Origin of the sequence: Pseudomonas azerbaijanoccidentalis, from assembly GCF_019145495.1 — a bacterium.
Taxonomy (GTDB): domain Bacteria; phylum Pseudomonadota; class Gammaproteobacteria; order Pseudomonadales; family Pseudomonadaceae; genus Aquipseudomonas; species Aquipseudomonas azerbaijanoccidentalis.
This window is the reverse complement of record NZ_JAHSTU010000003.1, coordinates 485,256-501,975: the sequence shown is the minus strand read 5'-3', so window position 1 is coordinate 501,975 and position 16,720 is coordinate 485,256. Positions and strand designations below refer to the sequence as shown.

General features: G+C 58.9%; 15 protein-coding genes. 7 read left to right on the top strand and 8 right to left on the bottom strand.

The annotated features are described in order from the left end of the window. Positions 1-237: 237 nt before the first annotated feature. The 4 genes from KVG88_RS13035 (at position 238) to codA (ending at position 4,179) form a co-directional block, all read left to right on the top strand. On the top strand, positions 238-1,317 hold the full coding sequence (locus tag KVG88_RS13035; RefSeq protein WP_217871655.1) for a patatin-like phospholipase family protein: 1,080 nt from the start codon (positions 238-240) through the stop codon (positions 1,315-1,317). A 75-nt stretch (positions 1,318-1,392) separates the two neighbouring features. Beyond that, positions 1,393-1,749: a 6-carboxytetrahydropterin synthase QueD gene (gene queD / locus KVG88_RS13030; protein WP_046042818.1), complete on the top strand. Its 357-nt coding sequence runs from the start codon at positions 1,393-1,395 to the stop codon at positions 1,747-1,749. Between the two features lie 207 nt (positions 1,750-1,956). Continuing rightward, complete coding sequence (locus tag KVG88_RS13025) at positions 1,957-2,775, top strand: alpha/beta fold hydrolase (RefSeq protein ID WP_217871654.1); 819 nt, start codon at positions 1,957-1,959, stop codon at positions 2,773-2,775. Positions 2,776-2,934: 159 nt separating this feature from the next. Further along, positions 2,935-4,179, top strand: coding sequence for a cytosine deaminase (gene codA, locus KVG88_RS13020; RefSeq protein ID WP_217871653.1), 1,245 nt, complete (start codon positions 2,935-2,937; stop codon positions 4,177-4,179). A gap of 942 nt (positions 4,180-5,121) precedes the next feature. On the opposite strand, the gene KVG88_RS13015 is transcribed toward codA, so the two are convergent. From KVG88_RS13015 to KVG88_RS13005, 3 genes are all read right to left on the bottom strand, one after another. Further along, entirely contained in the window at positions 5,122-6,099 is a 978-nt protein-coding gene (locus KVG88_RS13015) for a hypothetical protein (protein WP_217871652.1), read from the bottom strand. A gap of 10 nt (positions 6,100-6,109) precedes the next feature. Beyond that, on the bottom strand, positions 6,110-6,598 hold the full coding sequence (locus KVG88_RS13010) for an Hcp family type VI secretion system effector (RefSeq protein WP_217871651.1): 489 nt from the start codon (positions 6,596-6,598) through the stop codon (positions 6,110-6,112). 195 nt (positions 6,599-6,793) lie between these two features. Next, on the bottom strand, positions 6,794-7,783 hold the full coding sequence (locus tag KVG88_RS13005; RefSeq protein WP_217871650.1) for a diaminopimelate epimerase: 990 nt from the start codon (positions 7,781-7,783) through the stop codon (positions 6,794-6,796). Positions 7,784-7,950: 167 nt separating this feature from the next. Between KVG88_RS13005 and KVG88_RS13000 the strand changes: the two genes are divergently transcribed. After that, complete coding sequence (locus KVG88_RS13000; protein WP_217871649.1) at positions 7,951-9,102, top strand: MFS transporter; 1,152 nt, start codon at positions 7,951-7,953, stop codon at positions 9,100-9,102. A 94-nt stretch (positions 9,103-9,196) separates the two neighbouring features. On the opposite strand, the gene KVG88_RS12995 is transcribed toward KVG88_RS13000, so the two are convergent. The 5 genes from KVG88_RS12995 to KVG88_RS12975 form a co-directional block, all read right to left on the bottom strand. Next, positions 9,197-11,623: a TonB-dependent siderophore receptor gene (locus tag KVG88_RS12995; RefSeq protein WP_217871648.1), complete on the bottom strand. Its 2,427-nt coding sequence runs from the start codon at positions 11,621-11,623 to the stop codon at positions 9,197-9,199. 98 nt (positions 11,624-11,721) lie between these two features. Continuing rightward, positions 11,722-12,705 carry a FecR family protein gene (locus KVG88_RS12990; RefSeq protein WP_150703194.1) on the bottom strand — a complete coding sequence of 328 codons (984 nt, stop codon included), beginning with the start codon at positions 12,703-12,705 and terminating at the stop codon, positions 11,722-11,724. A 145-nt stretch (positions 12,706-12,850) separates the two neighbouring features. Then, the gene (locus tag KVG88_RS12985; RefSeq protein WP_150703193.1) at positions 12,851-13,351 is read right to left on the bottom strand and encodes a sigma-70 family RNA polymerase sigma factor; all 501 of its coding nucleotides are present in this window, start codon (positions 13,349-13,351) and stop codon (positions 12,851-12,853) included. Positions 13,352-13,452: 101 nt separating this feature from the next. Beyond that, positions 13,453-14,802 (bottom strand): ATP-binding protein, encoded by a 1,350-nt coding sequence (locus KVG88_RS12980; protein WP_150703192.1) that lies wholly within the window; start codon positions 14,800-14,802, stop codon positions 13,453-13,455. Beyond that, on the bottom strand, positions 14,799-15,506 hold the full coding sequence (locus KVG88_RS12975; RefSeq protein WP_217871647.1) for a response regulator: 708 nt from the start codon (positions 15,504-15,506) through the stop codon (positions 14,799-14,801). Before KVG88_RS12975 ends, KVG88_RS12980 begins: the two co-directional genes overlap by 4 nt. A gap of 164 nt (positions 15,507-15,670) precedes the next feature. Here KVG88_RS12975 and KVG88_RS12970 point away from each other — a divergent pair, with 164 nt between their 5' ends. Both KVG88_RS12970 and KVG88_RS12965 read left to right on the top strand, forming a co-directional pair. Next, positions 15,671-15,973 (top strand): hypothetical protein, encoded by a 303-nt coding sequence (locus KVG88_RS12970; RefSeq protein ID WP_150703190.1) that lies wholly within the window; start codon positions 15,671-15,673, stop codon positions 15,971-15,973. A 46-nt stretch (positions 15,974-16,019) separates the two neighbouring features. After that, complete coding sequence (locus KVG88_RS12965; protein ID WP_217871646.1) at positions 16,020-16,688, top strand: DUF3313 domain-containing protein; 669 nt, start codon at positions 16,020-16,022, stop codon at positions 16,686-16,688. Positions 16,689-16,720 lie beyond the last annotated feature (32 nt).

Sequence of the window (16,720 nt, the reverse complement as noted above, 5' to 3'; positions counted from 1 at the left end):
TAGGTATTGCCTACGGGGGCCACCATAGCGATATGAACTTAATTGAAACTGAATTGCCATCATTGGCCACAGAATAGAACCCCACTGTAGGAGCTGCCGAAGGCGGCGATCTTTTGATCTTGATTTTGGGCGTCCATGAAGCTGCCGAAGATCAAAAGATCGCAGCCTTCGGCAGCTCCTACATTGAATGCTTCGGCCGCGATTATAATTCCCCGCTCACCAGACACAGAGACCGGTATGACCGCCATCCACATCAAATTCCCCTCGCTGACGCTCAAGGCCGGGCCGCGTGCTCTGGCGCGCATTCGTGAAAACGGTTTGCACGCCGCCGACGTTGGCACCTTGCCTGGTGCTGCGGGTGGCCCGAAGGCGTTGGGGATTCAGGGGCTGGATCTGGCGTTGTTCGGCGAATGGCTGCCGACGGCGCCCCGGGAGCGCTCACTGATCGGTGCCTCGGTGGGCTCCTGGCGCTTCGCCAGTGCCTGCCTGCCGGACGCCGCCGAAGGCATTCGCCGACTCGGCCACCTCTACACCGAGCAGAACTTCGCCAAGGGTGTGACCATGGCGCAGATCAGCCAGAGCTCGCGGCGCATGCTCGATGATTTGCTCGACGGTCGCGATGCCGCCCTGCTCGACAACGCCCATTACCGCCTGAACATCATGGTGGTCAAAAGCCACGGCTTGCTCGCCGATGACCATCGCGGGCGCCTGGGCCTGGGCCTGTCGTCGGTGATCGCCGATAACCTGCGCGGCCGCGCCCGGCTGTCGAGGCACTTCGAGCGCCTGATCATCCACGACCCGCGCCTGGCACCGCCGGTCAATGCCCTGAACGACTTTCCGTCGCGTTTTATCGCCCTGGACGCCGGCAATCTGCGCCAAGCCCTGCTCGCCTCGGGGTCGATCCCGATGGTGATGGAAGGCGTGCGCGACCTGCCTGGTGCTGGCGCCGGGACGTTCCGCGACGGTGGCCTGCTGGACTATCACCTCGATCTGCCCTATAGCGGCGATGACATCGTGCTCTATCCGCACTTCACCGACCGGGTGATTCCCGGCTGGTTCGACAAAACCCTGCCGTGGCGCCGCGCCTGCCCGGCACGCCTGCAGAATGTGCTGCTGGTGGCGCCATCCAGGGAATATCTGGCGCGCCTGCCCTACGGCAAACTGCCGGATCGAAACGACTTCAAACGCTTCATGGGCGATGCTCCGAGCCGGCAAAAATACTGGCGTGCAGCGATGGATGAAAGCCGGCGCATGGGCGATGAATTCCTCGAACTGGCCGCCAACGGTCGCCTTGGCGAGCGCTTGCTGACCCTTTAGTCAGGACAAACTGTTAAACTCGCCGCCTGCCCGAATCGCTGCGGCGAACGCCACCTGAACAGAGCTGATAACACTGTGGAAATTTTCAAAGAGTTTACCTTCGAATCCGCCCACCGCCTGCCCCACGTCCCGGACGGCCACAAATGCGGACGCCTGCACGGTCACTCGTTCAAAGTGGCGATTCACCTGAGCGGCGATCTTGATCCGCACACTGGCTGGATCCGCGATTTCTCGGAGATCAAGGCGATCTTCAAGCCGTTGTACGAGCGTCTGGATCACAACTACCTGAACGACATTCCCGGCCTGGAAAACCCGACCAGCGAAGTGCTGGCCAAATTCATCTGGCAGGAACTGAAGCCTCTGCTGCCGGAACTCAGCGCGATCCGCATCCACGAGACGTGCACCAGCGGTTGCATCTATCGCGGCGAGTGATCCAGTTAAAACGAACGCCTCCGTAGGAGCTGCCGCAGGCTGCGATCTTTTGATCTTCTAGGCCAAAAGATCAAAATCAAAGATCGCAGCCTGCGGCAGCTCCTACATTAGGGACGTGCGTTTCGTCAGTGATACAGAAAACAGCCTTCAACGGCTGTTTTTTTATGCCTATGCTTTTTGGCTCGCACCCGCCAAGAGGACACGCGCATGACTGACTGGCCATTACCGCAAACCTATCGCTTCAACGGACACTCCGTTCGCTATGCCGTACGCGGTGATGGTCCGCCGCTGGTGTTCGTGCACGGCACGCCCTTCTCTTCTTATGTATGGCACCGGATTGCGCCGCACTTCATCACCACGCACCGCATTCACTACTTCGACCTGCTCGGCTACGGGCTGTCCGAGAAAATCGATGGCGATGTCTCGCTGGGGGTGCAGAACGAGTTGTTGGCGCAGCTGCTGGATCACTGGGGTCTGGCCTGCCCCGATGTGGTCGCCCATGACTTTGGCGGCGCGACCGCCCTGCGTGCGCACCTGCTCAACGGCAAGAATTACCGCAGTCTGACGCTGATCGACCCGGTGGCGCTGACGCCCTGGGGCTCGCCGTTCGTGCAGCATGTGCGTCAGCATGAAGCGGCGTTCAGCGGCTTGCCCGACTACATTCAGCGGGCCATCGTGCCGACTTATATTCGCGGGGCAATCAAACGCGAAATCCCCGACGAAGAACTCGCGCCCTACGTGCAACCCTGGCTGGGCGATCCCGGGCAAGCGGCGTTCTATCGGCAGATCGCGCAGATGGACGAACGCTACACCCGTGAGGCAGAGGGCCTGTACCCGACGATTCGTTGCCCGGTGCAGATTCTGTGGGGCGAAGACGATCAGTGGATCCCCATCGAACGCGGGCGCGCCTTGCAGCAACTGATTCCCGGCGCGCAATTCCACCCGGTCCCCAACGCCGGGCACCTGGTGCAGGAAGATGCGCCTGAGGCCATTGTCGCTGCGCTTCTGAGATTCTTGCCGCTCTAAACATCAAAAAATCGCAGCCTGCGGCAGCGCCTACGCCGGTCCCTGTAGGAGCTGCCGAAGGCTGCGATCTTTTTTCTGTAACGCTGCCCAATGCCGCTGGCAGAAATTGCCCCCATCGCGCTAACGTAGAGTCACTGTCTATCGAAAAGGACGCTCCTGATGCACATCATCAACGCCCGGTTGCGCAACCAGGAAGGCCTGCATGAGTTGCACCTGGAAAACGGCCTGATCAGCAATATTGCTCGCCAGACCGAGGCACCGACCCTGGGGCCGGACGATCTGGATGCCGGCGGCAACCTGGTGATCCCGCCCTTCGTCGAGCCGCATATCCATCTCGACGCCACCCTGACGGCGGGTGAGCCGCGCTGGAACATGAGCGGCACGCTGTTCGAAGGCATCGAGTGCTGGGGCGAGCGCAAGGCAACCATCACTCTCGAAGACACCAAGACCCGGGCCAAAAAAACCATCCAGGACCTGGCCGCCCACGGCATCCAGCACGTGCGCACCCATGTCGACGTCACCGACCCGCAACTGACCGCCCTCAAAGCGATGCTCGAAGTGCGCGAGGAAAGCCGACACCTGGTGGACATGCAAATCGTCGCGTTCCCCCAGGAAGGCATCGAGTCCTATCGCAACGGCCGGGACTTGATGGAGGAAGCAATCCACATGGGCGCCGACGTGGTCGGCGGCATTCCGCATTTCGAGTACACCCGCGATCAGGGCGTCAGTTCGGTTAAATTCCTGATGGACCTGGCCGAGCGCACCGGGTGCCTGGTGGATGTGCACTGCGATGAAACCGATGACCCGCATTCACGCTTTCTCGAAGTGCTGGCCGAAGAAGCCCGCAGCCGCGACATGGGCTCACGCGTCACCGCCAGCCACACCACGGCCATGGGCTCTTACGACAATGCCTACTGCGCCAAACTGTTTCGTCTGCTCGGGCATTCGGGCATCAGTTTCGTTTCATGCCCTACCGAGAGCATCCACCTGCAGGGCCGGTTCGATAACTTCCCGAAACGCCGAGGCGTGACCCGAGTCAACGAGCTGCTCGAAGCCGGCATGAACGTGTGTTTCGGCCAGGACTCGATCGTCGACCCGTGGTATCCACTGGGCAACGGCAACATCTTGCGGGTACTCGAAGCGGGTTTGCACATCTGTCACATGCTCGGTTACCGCAACCTGCAAAGTGCGCTGGACCTGGTCACCGACAACAGCGCCAAGGCCTTGGCCTTGGGTGATCGCTACGGACTGGAACCGGGACGGCCGGCGAACCTGCTGATTCTTTCCGCCGAAAATGACTACGAGGTGATTCGCAGCCAGGGATTGCCGCTGTATTCGGTGCGCGGGGGCAAGGTGTTGATGAAGCGGACGATGCCGGTGGTGGCGTTCTCCGGGCTGGATTGATCTTTCGGTTTAAATGTATTTGCAACTTGGTCATCGCTCGTCGATTCGTTGTCGGTTATGTACCGTGGCGTCAAACTGGCGATAACCAAATGTAAAAATCACACAAAAAAAGCCAAAGAACGAACATTGCAAAAAACAACAAACCTCCCGCAATCCAAGGTGCTAACAGCCTTCGTTTAAGGTAAGGAGGCAAATTGGATAATTCGTTTTTTTCTATAAGACCACGCCTCTCGCAGAATTTAGGAATCAAGAATACTCATGCTATGGAGCAGTTCCTGATAACCATCCCAATTAATCCCGCACTTTCAAATACGGTTCGATTATGTTGCACAAATTTACTATCACTTAGATAACCCTCTATTAGCTCCGTAAATCGATAACAAGATAAAAACAACCAGCACATCACTACAAACATGGCAACCATGATAAATGTCGAAATAATCGCAAACGCAATATCACTCATTCTGACAGTAACTCACAAAAATTTCCGCCCCTTCCCCCATATTTAAATCAATCCCTCCAGTGATCCATCCACTTGACCACCCTTGAACCTAGAGCCTGAGGACCAGAGAACAAACCATCAAACATAAAAAAATCGAATAACGAGCATTGCAAAAAATGACACCCCTCCCATGACATAAGGAATTATCAACATTCGCTTAAGGTTTGGCGGCAAACTTAACAACTCATCCTTTTCTATAAGACCACGTTTTTCGCATAACCGAGGGATCAGAAACATTGTTGCTACCGATCCATTCCTGAGTACTTTTCCAATCAGACCCAAACCAGAAAATGCCTCACGATTATTCGCTACAAATCGACTTTTACTTAAACACTCCTCAATCAACTCCGTGTACCTATAAGAAAATATCAACATCCAAAAAATAGCTACAAATGCCATGAAAAATATGAACAGCATTATTAACAGAAGCACTGAATCACTCATTTTAGTGAGTGCTCGTACAACAGCTCGCCACTCAACTCACCAAAAGATTCACCAGATTCGCCTCCAATCAAACCTCCGATCCCACCCCCGATCACGCCACACGCCAGAGCGCCGGGACCGCCGGTAGAGATCCCGAAAACGAGGGCACATGCTAGCGCAGCTCCATAACCACCAGCTGCCCCTCCCAAAGCTCCGAAGAAAAGCCCCCCGGACAACTTCCCTCCTTCTACATATTTAGCTTTCCTGCATTGATCCTCACGCCCAGTCGTGCATGCATTATAAATTGAGGCACCTGTCGCAGTGACACTCAGACCGACTCCAAGATATGTACCTTTTTTCATGAGGCTCGAAGCTTTCGCCACGCCATTAATGGTTTCAGCGTAGCCGGCTATGGTTCCTGTATGCAGGTAGCTTTTGGTGGAGATACCCAGCATGTCCTTGATCGAGCCTTGGTTACGTAAACCGGACCCAAATCGGGCAAAGCTTTTTAATTGAGCATCAAGCTTCTCAAATAGTGTCTTACGCTTTGCATAAAAAGCGTCTCGACTGCCAGCGCCACCACTTCCGGGAAGTTCACCATGAGCGGCTTCAATATTTTCGAGGGTATTCTTGATGCCATCAAGGTGCTTGCTCCAGGCACCCCCCACCGCGCCTATCCCTATAGATGAATAACCGAGAATCCTTGTCAAAAGCTCGTGATTCTCAACTAAAAAACCATCACCCTGCATTCCATTAGTCATAATCGCCAAATGGACTTCCAACGCTTTGCGCATATAAAACGCTTCTTCGGCGGTACAGATCAACACTGAATCATCACCAACAATGATTATTTCACCGGGCAACACCACCGTATTGACAACGTGCGAGTTCAGCACATCAAACTTGACACTGGATTTCTTTCCAAGATTCAAGTTCGACTTTAAATATGAATATGGCTGCACATGCTCATTGATAAAAATGTAGGCCTTTGACATCAGCTAAACCTCACGAGCATTTTTTATTTGCAATACGATCCCACCCACCCGCCACGTTTCCGCCGCCCCCGCCGTCCGTACGCTTTTGCTGGGTGTAGATGGTTTTTATGCGCCCGTAATCAAGACTGATCGTTTCAGTAGGGACTCCATCATTTGCAACTTGCGAATAACTGGAGATGATTACCTCTTCCAGCTGAATCTCGAAGTACTTGAGTTTCTCGCCTCCCGCGCGGTGCAACTTCAATACAACATCTTTCAGGTGGTCACCTGCGCAACTGGCTTCCAGGAGCTTGCTACTGGATTTATCGAGGGTTTTTGTGAACGTAAAATCGGAAACGGTGGTACGCCCAGAAGAAGCACCACCCGCAGAACTGGCCGTCGCTGAAGTGCCCTGTCGGGTGCCGAAACGGTAGCCGGTAATTTCGATCCAATCCCTGTGTTGTTCATCAAGCGCTTCACCCGGGATACCATTGATTTTCAAAAAAGCATCAAATGCCATGCCACCGTTCCTTGGCAGTGGAGTTGGAAGTCAACTCCGTCATGAGCAAATCTAGAACTTTCTCTATAAAGAATGATTTGGCTTACACCTCCTGAATACAGTGAAAAAGACCTTTCCTATGTCGCTCTGCCAAATTCCTGTAGGACATGTCCTCAGATGCCGGGTTTACTTGGCGGCGATCCGATAACGGCGACATCAAACCAACCGAGCCGTACCAAACAGACTGACCCGACTCAATTCCCCCCGCTCTTGCTCCAGCAAGATTGGCGCCGTACCACCGGGCATGGTCACCCTCACCTCCCCGGCAGTCACCCAACCCACCCGCCAGGCTGCACACGCCACCGCCGTGGCACTGGTGCCCGATGACGCCGTCGGCCCTTCGCCCCGTTCGAAGACCCGTGCGATCACTCGCTGCCCGCCGTCATGCATCGCCCATTGCAGATTGATTCCCGCCGGGCACGGCTGTCCTGCACCGGTGGGTATGGCGAAAGCAATTCGCGTCAGCCCTTCGCCCAACGCCGGCTCACGCATCTGTTCATTGCTCGGCAACGCATCCGCGTGGTCCACCAGCGTCACGCAATGCGGATTACCCACCCGCGCAAATTGACTGTGCGCCCACGCGTCATTCAACGCTGCCAACGGCTGCACATGGCTCAGCTCACGACCATTGAACGTCACGCTTTCAACGCCATGCGCGCTCACCGCCTGCGGGCCGAAAGCCGGTTGCCCCAGATCCAGCCAAAACCCCTGCACACCTTCGACCTGCGCCGCTTTCACCAAGGTTTCGCCCGGTGAAACCACGTCGGCCTTGTCGTGATGTACCCGTAACAAACACGCTTCGTCGCCGGGCAATAATCCCAGGTCGCTCAGCGCCTGAGAAAAAATCGTCAGCCCGTTGCCACTGCGTTCGGCAAACGTGCCATCGGTGTTGACGATCAACAGATCAAACGGTGGCGATGCCTGAAACGGACCGACCAGCAAACCATCGCTGCTATGGTCCTTACTGCCGGGCGGCTGCTCGCCCGGCGCCCAGGAACAGCACGCCTCGATAGCCGCCAATGCCCAGCTCTCGCGGGTTTGCGCAGCCTGGCTGGCTTGATCCGGCAAATCTATGCCTTGGCTGCGCAGCGCTTGCGGCGCCACAACCATGTAGATATTGCCCCGTGCATCGTACATCCGCGCCATGGCGGTCTCCCTGCTGGAATGATCAGTCGGGTTCACTATCGCGAAACACGCATCGGCTGTGCAAGGATGTCAGTCTGTCGGAACGCAAAACCTGGCGGACGCTGATCGAAACCTCGCCGCACGATCACTGTCCCTTGGAGACGCGACGTTTTTTGCCAAGGATTGATATGACCAACCTCAACACCCAGACCTCATTCGTTCCCGGACGCCTGGAACAAATGTCCACGCGCGTCGCCTTTTTCATCGCCGGGGTCGGCATCGCCGCGTGGGCGCCGTTGGTGCCGTATGCCAAGGCGCGGGCCGGGCTGGATGAAGGCACGCTGGGGCTGTTGCTGTTGTGCCTGGGGGTGGGTTCGATTCTGGCTATGCCGATGGCCGGGTTGTTGGCCACGCGTTTTGGTTGTCGCCGGGTGTTGAGTGGCGGGACATTGTTGATCTGCCTGGCGCTGCCCTTGTTGGCGACGGTGTCTTCGATTCCCGCGTTGATCGCGACTCTGTTTCTGTTCGGCGCAGGCTTGGGCACGGTGGACTCGACGGTCAACCTGCAAGCGGTGATCGTCGAGCGGGCCAGCGGCAAAACCATGATGTCGGGCTTCCATGGTTTGTTCAGCCTCGGCGGAATCGTCGGCGCGGCTGGCGTCAGTGGCCTGCTGGGCCTGGGCCTGTCGCCGTTGGGCGCCATGCTGGTGGTGATCGTGCTGTTGGTGATCGCCTTGCTCAAGGCCGCGCCGCACCTGCTGCCCTATGGCAGCGAGAGTTCCGGCCCGGCGTTTGCGGTGCCTCATGGCATCGTGCTGTTCATCGGTGGCATGTGCTTCATTGTGTTCCTCGCCGAAGGCGCCGCACTGGACTGGAGCGCGGTGTTCCTGGCGCAAGAACGTGGAATCGACAAAGCCTATGCCGGGCTCGGATATGCGGCGTTTGCACTGACCATGACCGCTGGGCGCTTGACCGGTGATTCAATCGTGCGACGTCTGGGCGCCACGCGGGTGATTGTTTTTGGTGGGCTGACCGCAGCGGCCGGCCTGTTCCTGGCGACATTCGCCCCAAGCTGGGAAGCGGCGCTGGCCGGTTATGCGTTGCTCGGCGCCGGTTGCTCGAACATTGTCCCGGTGCTGTACACCGCCGTGGGCAAGCAGACCGTGATGCCGGAAAGCATTGCCGTGCCGGCCATTACCACCCTGGGCTATGCCGGGATTCTTGCGGGGCCTGCGGTGATCGGTTTTGTCGCGCATGCTGCCAGTTTGAGCTTTGCCTTTGGCCTGATGGCGCTATTGCTGGTGGCGGTGGCGATTGGTGGGAAGGTGTTGAAGGTCTAAAGCGAAAAGATCGCAGCCTTCGGCAGCTCCTACAGGACGGAAGACGTCCGAATGTAGGAGCTGCCGAAGGCTGCGATCTTTTGATCTTAAGATTTTAGAACCCCACGCTGGCCTGCACAAAGAAGGTACGCGGCGCACCAACGTACATGCCCGAGTTGTTGTCGCTGGAGCGGGTGAAGTACTGCTTGTCGAAGACGTTTTTCACCCCCGCGCCCAGTTTCAGGTTCGACACCTGTGGACCGAAATCATAGCCGCCACGTACGTTCCAGGTGACGTAACCCGGGATGTCGCCGTACTGACCATCGGCGGTGCCTTCGGTGATGTAGTTGTTGGTGAAGCTGCCGTCGGCGTTCACAGCCACGCCCGGCGAGCGCTGTTTGGACTGGGCAAAGGCATCGACGTTATAGGTCCAGCGATCGATGTCGTAGCGCAGGCCGGCGGTAGCCACCTGACGCGAGTAGAACGGCAGGTCACGCCCCTTGAAGCCCGGAATCTCGCCCTCATACACCGCGCGGGTGTAGGTGAAGCCGGCGTTGGCGGTCAGGCCCTCCAGGCGCGGGTCCAAGGCGGCCATGTCGTAGTGTACCGACGCTTCGATACCCTGGTGAGTGGTCGCGCCCAGGTTGGTCCAGCCCGCATCGTTGCTGATGTACTGCAACTCTTTATCGAAGTCGATGTAGAACAGCGTCACTTCGCCGCCCCACACGTCATCGTTGTAGCGCGTGCCGACCTCGTAGGTCTTGGCTTTCTCCGGCTCCAGGCCATTGGCGGTGCTGTCACCCGTACCGCCCTGACCGAGCTGGAAATATTGCAGGCTGCCGAACGAAGTTTCGTAGTTGGCGAACAGTTTCCAGGCATCGGACAGGTGATACATCACGCTCAGCGCCGGCAGCGGCTCGTTGCTTTCGATGCTGCGGTTCTTTTCCGGAACCGGGCGGCCGGCCGTGTCGAGTACCGGGCGGTCGTGCCAGTCGGTGCTGATGTGTTCAAAACGGATGCCCGGCGTGATGGTCCAGTTGCCGACGTCGATTTTGTTGTCGACGTACACCGAGTTGGCTTCGGTGCCACCGGTACGGTCCTGATAAACGTGCCCGTCGGACCCCGGACGCACCACCGGCTCGTTGGCGCTGTTGAGTGCCAGACGGCTGGCCTGTTCGTGCATGGCTTCTTTCAAATAGCGATAACCGACGCTGACTTCCTGGGTGGTCGGGCCGACGTCGAACACATGGGACACCCGCGGCTCGATGCCGAAGGTGTAGTAAGTGCGCGGGAACGAGCCGATGGTTTTCTGATCGCGGGCGGCGATGTTGCTGCCACGAAAACTGTCGGTGTAGTACGTCAGCACTTCGGCCTGAGTGCGGTCGTCGAGTTGGCGAATCCACTTGAACGACACGTCCTTGCGACGGCCGCTGAAGTTGTCGTTGTTGCGGTCGGACTGGAACGGATCAGCGTCGTACTGCGCCTGGGTCAGGCCGCCGGGCATGTCGGCGCTGGCATCGTAGTAATGGAAATTGAGGCTGAAATCGTCGTAATCCGTCGGTGCCCAATGGGTCTTGAGGATCACGTCATCGATGTCGTTGCCGTTGTTGCGCTCACGGTAGCCATCGCCGTTTACCCCCGAGTACAACAGCGCCACGCCCATGCCGTTGTCGGCGGTGCCGCCAGCAAAAAATGTGTCGATGTGCTTCCAGCCGCCGTGCTGGGAAGTTTCCAGGGTGGTGCCGATTTCCGCCGAGGCTTTTTCCGGGATCGCGCGGGTCACGAAGTTGATCACACCGCCCACGTTCTGTGGTCCATAACGTACCGAACCGGCGCCGCGCACTACGTCGATGCTGTCGAGGTTGCCGGAGGAAATCGGTGCCATGGACAGCTGCGGCTGGCCGTAAGGCGCGAACGCCGCCGGCACGCCATCGATCAGCACGGTGGAGCGTGGCGACAGGCGCGACGTCAGGCCGCGAACGCCGACGTTCAGGGAAATGTCGCTGCCACCGGTACCGTTGGCGTCCTGCACTTGCACACCCGGTACGCGCTTCAACACGTCGCCGACGTTCATGGCGCCCTGCTCGACCATCGCTTCGCGGCGGATCACGGTCCGCGCACCCGGGTGGTTCTGCACCACGGCGGCATCGGCGTCGCCGAGCCAGTCGCCGACCACTTTGATGTCGGTCACGCCCAGCTCCAGCGGACCGTTTGCCGCCGCAGCCGGCGCTGGCAACAAGGTCACCGAGCCCTCATCGATCTGGTATTGCAGACCGCTGCCCTGCAACAACTGACGCAGCGCCTCTTCCGGAGAAATATTGCCGTCCACCGCTGGCGCCTGCTTGCCGGCCACCAGTTCAGGGCTGAAAAAAACCTGCAACGACGTTTGCTGGCCCAGCTCACTCAAGGCTTGACCCAATGGCTGCGCCGGAATGCGAATGGCGTCGGCCGCAAAAGCCTGGGGCATCGCAACATTGACCGCCAGCGCGAGGGCCAGCGGCAACCAAGGGAGTTTATTGTTTTTAGCGGTGGATGTTTTCACGTCGAACGTAGTCCTGTGGATCGCAAGAGTGTGCGCTTGTTAATGCAAACCAGTTGCAGTTGAACAGGAAGACGATGAACTCGAAAAAAACCTGAATTTTATTTTGAAATTATTTCCTGACTGCCGTCATCGAGGGTACGCACCGCCACCGGAAGGATGTTCGGCAGGGCCTTGAGCAGTGCATCGGTGTTGTCGGATTTGAACACGCTGGTCAGGCGCAGATTGCCCACGGCGGGGTTGCCGACCTTGAGCGGCTTCTCCCGATAGCGCGAGACTTGCTCGGCGACGTCGGCCAGGCTGGCGTTGTTGAACACCAGTTTGCCGTTGCGCCAGGCCGTCAGCTCAGCGGGATTGACCGCATAGGCCGCCGCCACTTTGCCATGCGCATCGACATGCGTGCCCAGGCCAGCCGTGAGGCTGATGAAATCATCATCGGCGGCGTCGTGTCCTTGCACCTTGACGGTGCCCTGCTCCACCACGACCCGGGTTTCGGTGACGCCCCGGCGCACATCGAAACGGGTGCCGGTGACCGTGACCTTGCCGCTGCCGGCGTCGACGATGAAGGGCCGGCGGGTGTCATGCTGGACGTTGAACATGGCCTCGCCTTCGGCCAGTTCGATGCTGCGACGGTCTTTCTCGAAGTGCACCTGAATGCGACTGCGGCTGTCCAGATCGACCACCGAGCCATCCGGCAACGCCACATGCCGACGTTCGCCGAGCGCCGTGGAAAATTCGGCGGTGTATGGCGTCGGGCGGTTCAACCCACTGAACAGCCCCAACCCGAGCGCCACCGCCAGCACACTGGCGGCCACCGCATAACGCATCACCGGGCGACGCTTGTTGCGCGCCGGCGCCTCCTGACACAGCGCTTGCAGGCGCGCGGCAGGCAGCAGGTCGGCGGCTTTCCACAGTCCCTGGAGCAATTCGAATTCGTTACGGTGTTGAGGGTGTTCGTCCAGCCAGGCCTCGAAGCGGACTTGCTCATCGGCATCGACGACGGGGTCCTGCAAACGCACAAACCACCGCGCCGCGTCATCGCGAACCGTTGTTTGCCCGCACGCACAAGCACGAGTATCCATCATGGAATTTCCTGTTTGGCTGGGGATGGAAATTGACGCCGCGCCCTGGCGTAGGAGCTGCCGCAGGCTGCGATCTTTTGGCTGCTTTGAGACCGCTGAAGATCAAAAGATCGCAGCCTTCGGCAGCTCCTACGCAAGCCACCGCACCTCATGGTTGCAGTCCTTCAAGGCGGTCACGCAGATGCCGCAGCGTGCGGATCATATACTTTTCCACCATGTTCTTGGACAGTCCCAGCCGTTCGGCGATTTCAGCCTGGGTCAGGCCCTCGATTTTCTGCCAGACAAACACCTTGCGGCAGTTGACTGGCAGTTCGGTGAGCGCGCGTTCGATGGAATCGGCCAATTGGATCGCATGCATGAAATGCTCCGGGTCGTCGGTCGACGACACACTGAGATCAATCGCCTCTGACTCCATGGCGCCCCGCCGGTCCTCACGCCGATAACCGTCCACCGCGATGTTGCGTGCGGTCTGGTGCAGGTAGGCCCGAGGTTGCTCCACCGCCGCCGAATCCGACTCAAGCACCCGCACAAAGGTATCGTGGGCCAGATCCTCAGCCTGAGAGCGGTTTCTCAGGCGACGGGTCCAGGTGCCAACCAACTCTTCGTAATGCTCGAAGAAGCCGTGTCTGCGGGGCAGCTTGGGGATCATTTCGCTGTGCTGTGGAGTCGGGGGCGTGAATAGTAATGCTTCCTATTAACCCAAGGCAATGATTTGCAGCTCAGCGGCCGGACATCCCCTCTCCACTAGCGTTATCCGGCATTTGCGCGACGCGTACCCGGCAGCTCCAGGCACGCCACCAGCCCCCCGCCGTTGCGATTTTTTAGGGTTAACTCCCCGCCCTGCTCACGAACGATTGCTCGCGCCGCCGACAAACCAAGCCCGACACCACCGGTATCACGGTTGCGTGAGGTTTCCAGCCGGTAAAAAGGGTCGAACACCCGGTCCAGCGCGGCCTCGGGAATGCCTGGGCCTTCGTCGCTGACTTCGATGCGCACCCGATGCTCGTTCCCCATCAGCTCGATGCTCGGCTGGCGGGCATACTTCACCGCGTTCTCCAGAAGGTTGACGATCACCCGTTTGATCCCCAGCGGACGGCCGTCGTACACCAGGTGGGCCGGGCCGGTAAAACCGATCTCGATGCCTTGATCGCGGAAATCATCGACGATCGTTTGCAGCAGTTCCGAGAGGTCAAAAGCAGTCGTTGTCTCCCTGTGGGTTTCTTCTCGGAAAAACCCCAGCGCCGCGTTGATCATCGTTTGCATTTCTTCGATGTCACGCACCATTTTGCGCTGATGCTCCAGGTCGTCCATGAACTCGCTGCGCAGGCGCATCCGCGTCAGGGGCGCGCGCAAGTCGTGGGAGATGGCCGCGAGCATTTGCGTGCGCTCGCTGAGAAAGTGCCGGATCTGCGCCTGCATGGTATTGAAAGCGATGATGGCCTGGCGAATTTCGTGGGGGCCTTCGATTTTGATCGGTGGCGCGCGCAAGTCACCGCCAAAACGCCGCGCGGCGCTGGCAAAGCGTTGCAGCGGATTGGCCAGCTGACGGGTGGCAACCCAGGCGACCAGCAGGGTTGCAATCAACCCCAGCACAATGATGATCGGGATCCGCACGTTTGTGTCCAGCCCCCAACTGCGTTCCGGGGGCGTGAACGTCAACCAGCTGCCATCGCGTAACTGAATGAGCGCGACGTAATGCGCCTGAGGGCTGTCGTCCGGCCAGTCGCTGGGGTTGAAGACTTCAATGTTGCGAGGGCTGTCGCCGAGCAATTGCTGCAACGGCGAACCATCCGGTGGCACCGGCGTCCCGCCCGAGGGCAGATGAAAATCGGACCGCTGCGGGTTCCAGCGCACCTCCAGCATCGGACTGCTCGCTGCGGCGGCCAAGTGCGAACGCAACGCCGCAGGCGCCGCTTCGATCACCCGGACATTCGCGGCCATCTGCTCCAGCAACCCGGTGCGCTCAATGGGCGGCCGCCCCCAGGTGCCGGCCACCTGAACGAACAAACCATTGAGCGCCAGCGAAGCGATCATTGCCGCAACAATCGTCAGCGCGATCCGGCTTCTGAGGGTGTCGCGTGGGGCGATTCGAATGTTCACGAGCGGGTCACCCGGGCAGAGAACATATAGCCGCCATTGCGCACCGTGCGAATGAGATCCGGGCGCTTGCTGTCCGGCTCGATCTTGCGGCGCAGGCGGCTGACCTGCACATCGATGCTGCGGTCATAGGCGTCATAGCCCTGGCCGCGTGCCAGGTCGATCAATTGTTCGCGAGTGAGAATGCGCTGTGGATGTTCGAGAAAAACCAGCAGCAAATCGAACTCGCCCGCCGACAACGGAATCATCACGCCCTGGGGTGAGCGCAGTTCACGACAGGTGATATCCAGCTGCCAATCGGCAAAGGTGATCACTGGCCGCATCGGCTCTTGCCCTGGGCTGTTCTCACCCGCGCGACGCTGCACCGCGCGCAGGCGAGCCAGCAATTCCCGAGGGTCGAACGGCTTGGTCAGGTAATCATCGGCGCCCAGTTCCAGGCCGACGATGCGGTCGCTCAACTCGCCCATGGCGGTCAACATGATGATCGGGATGCTCGTTCTGGCCCGCAACTTCTGGCACAGGCTCAGGCCTCCTTCGCCGGGCAGCATCAGGTCGAGAATGATGATGTCCGGCCGGTTTTTTTCTATCACCGCCCACATGGCCTCACCGTGGGTGGCCAAATCCACCTCGTAGGCATGCTGAACAAAGAACTTCCTCAGCAGGTCCAGGATTTCCACATCGTCGTCGACGATCAGCAGTCTGCTCACGTTCAGGGGTCCACGGGTCGAAAAAAGAGCGTATCTAAAACCATTCCGCGGCCAGGGTCATATATTTCAATCAAGCAACATTTCTACACCGCGGACATCATCCGGACATACGGCCGCAATCGCCCTGCGGCACCCTGCGCGGCTTCCAACCCATGAGGTCTTCCATGCAGGGATCGAACAGCACCTACCCGGTCGAGGCGAGCGATAGCGCTCACAGCGTGATCCTCAATCAGCGCACCAGCGCGCCGGGGCACGACGAACCGATTCTATTCCAGCAGGCGTGCCTGGGCCTGACCGACGATCGGACCCACGTGGTGCTGCGCCGCTACTTCGAGCGCTACAGCCCGGCCACCAGTCATTGGGTGGAGTACGTCCACTCGGTGCCCATTGCCGAATTTACCCAATGGATCATGGCCCATGGCGGCCTGCGCATCGACAGTTCGGAAGAATTGCCGGGCGACCGATGACCCGCCGCACGCGCGCTCTTTAACCAATCCACCCAGGAATTCCTCGATGAGAAAACACTTCTCGCTGTCGCTATTGGCTGCCGCAACCATTGCCCTCTCGGCGTGCAGCAACAAAAAAGTCGCGCCCGAGGCCTACAGCGGTTTTTTGCCCGATTACAGCGTTTTGACCGAACACCAATCATCGTCCGGGCAAACCGTGCTGAGCTGGGTGAGCCCGGCACTCAAGGTCGAGCGTTACACGCAGGTGTATTTCGAACCGAGCCAGTTCTACCCAAAGAGGCTGCCGACTCAACGCATACCGCAAACCACACTTTCCGACACGACCTGGTATTACGATGCCGCGCTGCAGTATGAGCTGGGAAAGGTCTTGACCGTGGTGACCACCCCAGGTCCCAAAACCCTGATCGTCCGGCCGGCAATCACCGGCGTGACGGCCAGCACCCAAAGCCTGCGCTATTATGAATGGTTGCCGATTACCCTGGTTGCAGCGGGCGTCAGCACGGCCACCGGGATCCGCGATCAGGACAGTGAAATTGCCACCGAAGTGGTGTTTCTCGACGGTGAAACCCGAACCGTGGTCGCTGAAGTGGTGCGCAAAGGCACGGGTGTGCCGCTGGAAAACGACCAGCAAGTCATCACCACGGCAGACGTAAAAAGCGTGCTCGATGGCTGGGCAAGCGACCTGCGCAATGCCTACGTGGCCCTGCGCCCGTAGAAGCCGGCGCCTACAAAGGCAGGCAACCAAAG

Excerpts from the sequence above, each read along its gene's own strand:
- KVG88_RS12985 (WP_150703193.1), bottom strand. The coding sequence starts at position 13,351 with ATGATCCCCAAGCTGCCCCGCAGACACGGCTTCTTCGAGCATTACGAA.
- KVG88_RS13005 (WP_217871650.1), bottom strand. The coding sequence starts at position 7,783 with ATGGCGCGGATGTACGATGCACGGGGCAATATCTACATGGTTGTGGCG.
- KVG88_RS12990 (WP_150703194.1), bottom strand. The coding sequence starts at position 12,705 with ATGATGGATACTCGTGCTTGTGCGTGCGGGCAAACAACGGTTCGCGAT.
- KVG88_RS13010 (WP_217871651.1), bottom strand. The coding sequence starts at position 6,598 with ATGGCATTTGATGCTTTTTTGAAAATCAATGGTATCCCGGGTGAAGCG.
- KVG88_RS13000 (WP_217871649.1), top strand. The coding sequence starts at position 7,951 with ATGACCAACCTCAACACCCAGACCTCATTCGTTCCCGGACGCCTGGAA.
- KVG88_RS13035 (WP_217871655.1), top strand. The coding sequence starts at position 238 with ATGACCGCCATCCACATCAAATTCCCCTCGCTGACGCTCAAGGCCGGG.
- KVG88_RS13015 (WP_217871652.1), bottom strand. The coding sequence starts at position 6,099 with ATGTCAAAGGCCTACATTTTTATCAATGAGCATGTGCAGCCATATTCA.
- codA (WP_217871653.1), top strand. The coding sequence starts at position 2,935 with ATGCACATCATCAACGCCCGGTTGCGCAACCAGGAAGGCCTGCATGAG.
- KVG88_RS12965 (WP_217871646.1), top strand. The coding sequence starts at position 16,020 with ATGAGAAAACACTTCTCGCTGTCGCTATTGGCTGCCGCAACCATTGCC.
- KVG88_RS13025 (WP_217871654.1), top strand. The coding sequence starts at position 1,957 with ATGACTGACTGGCCATTACCGCAAACCTATCGCTTCAACGGACACTCC.
- KVG88_RS12970 (WP_150703190.1), top strand. The coding sequence starts at position 15,671 with ATGCAGGGATCGAACAGCACCTACCCGGTCGAGGCGAGCGATAGCGCT.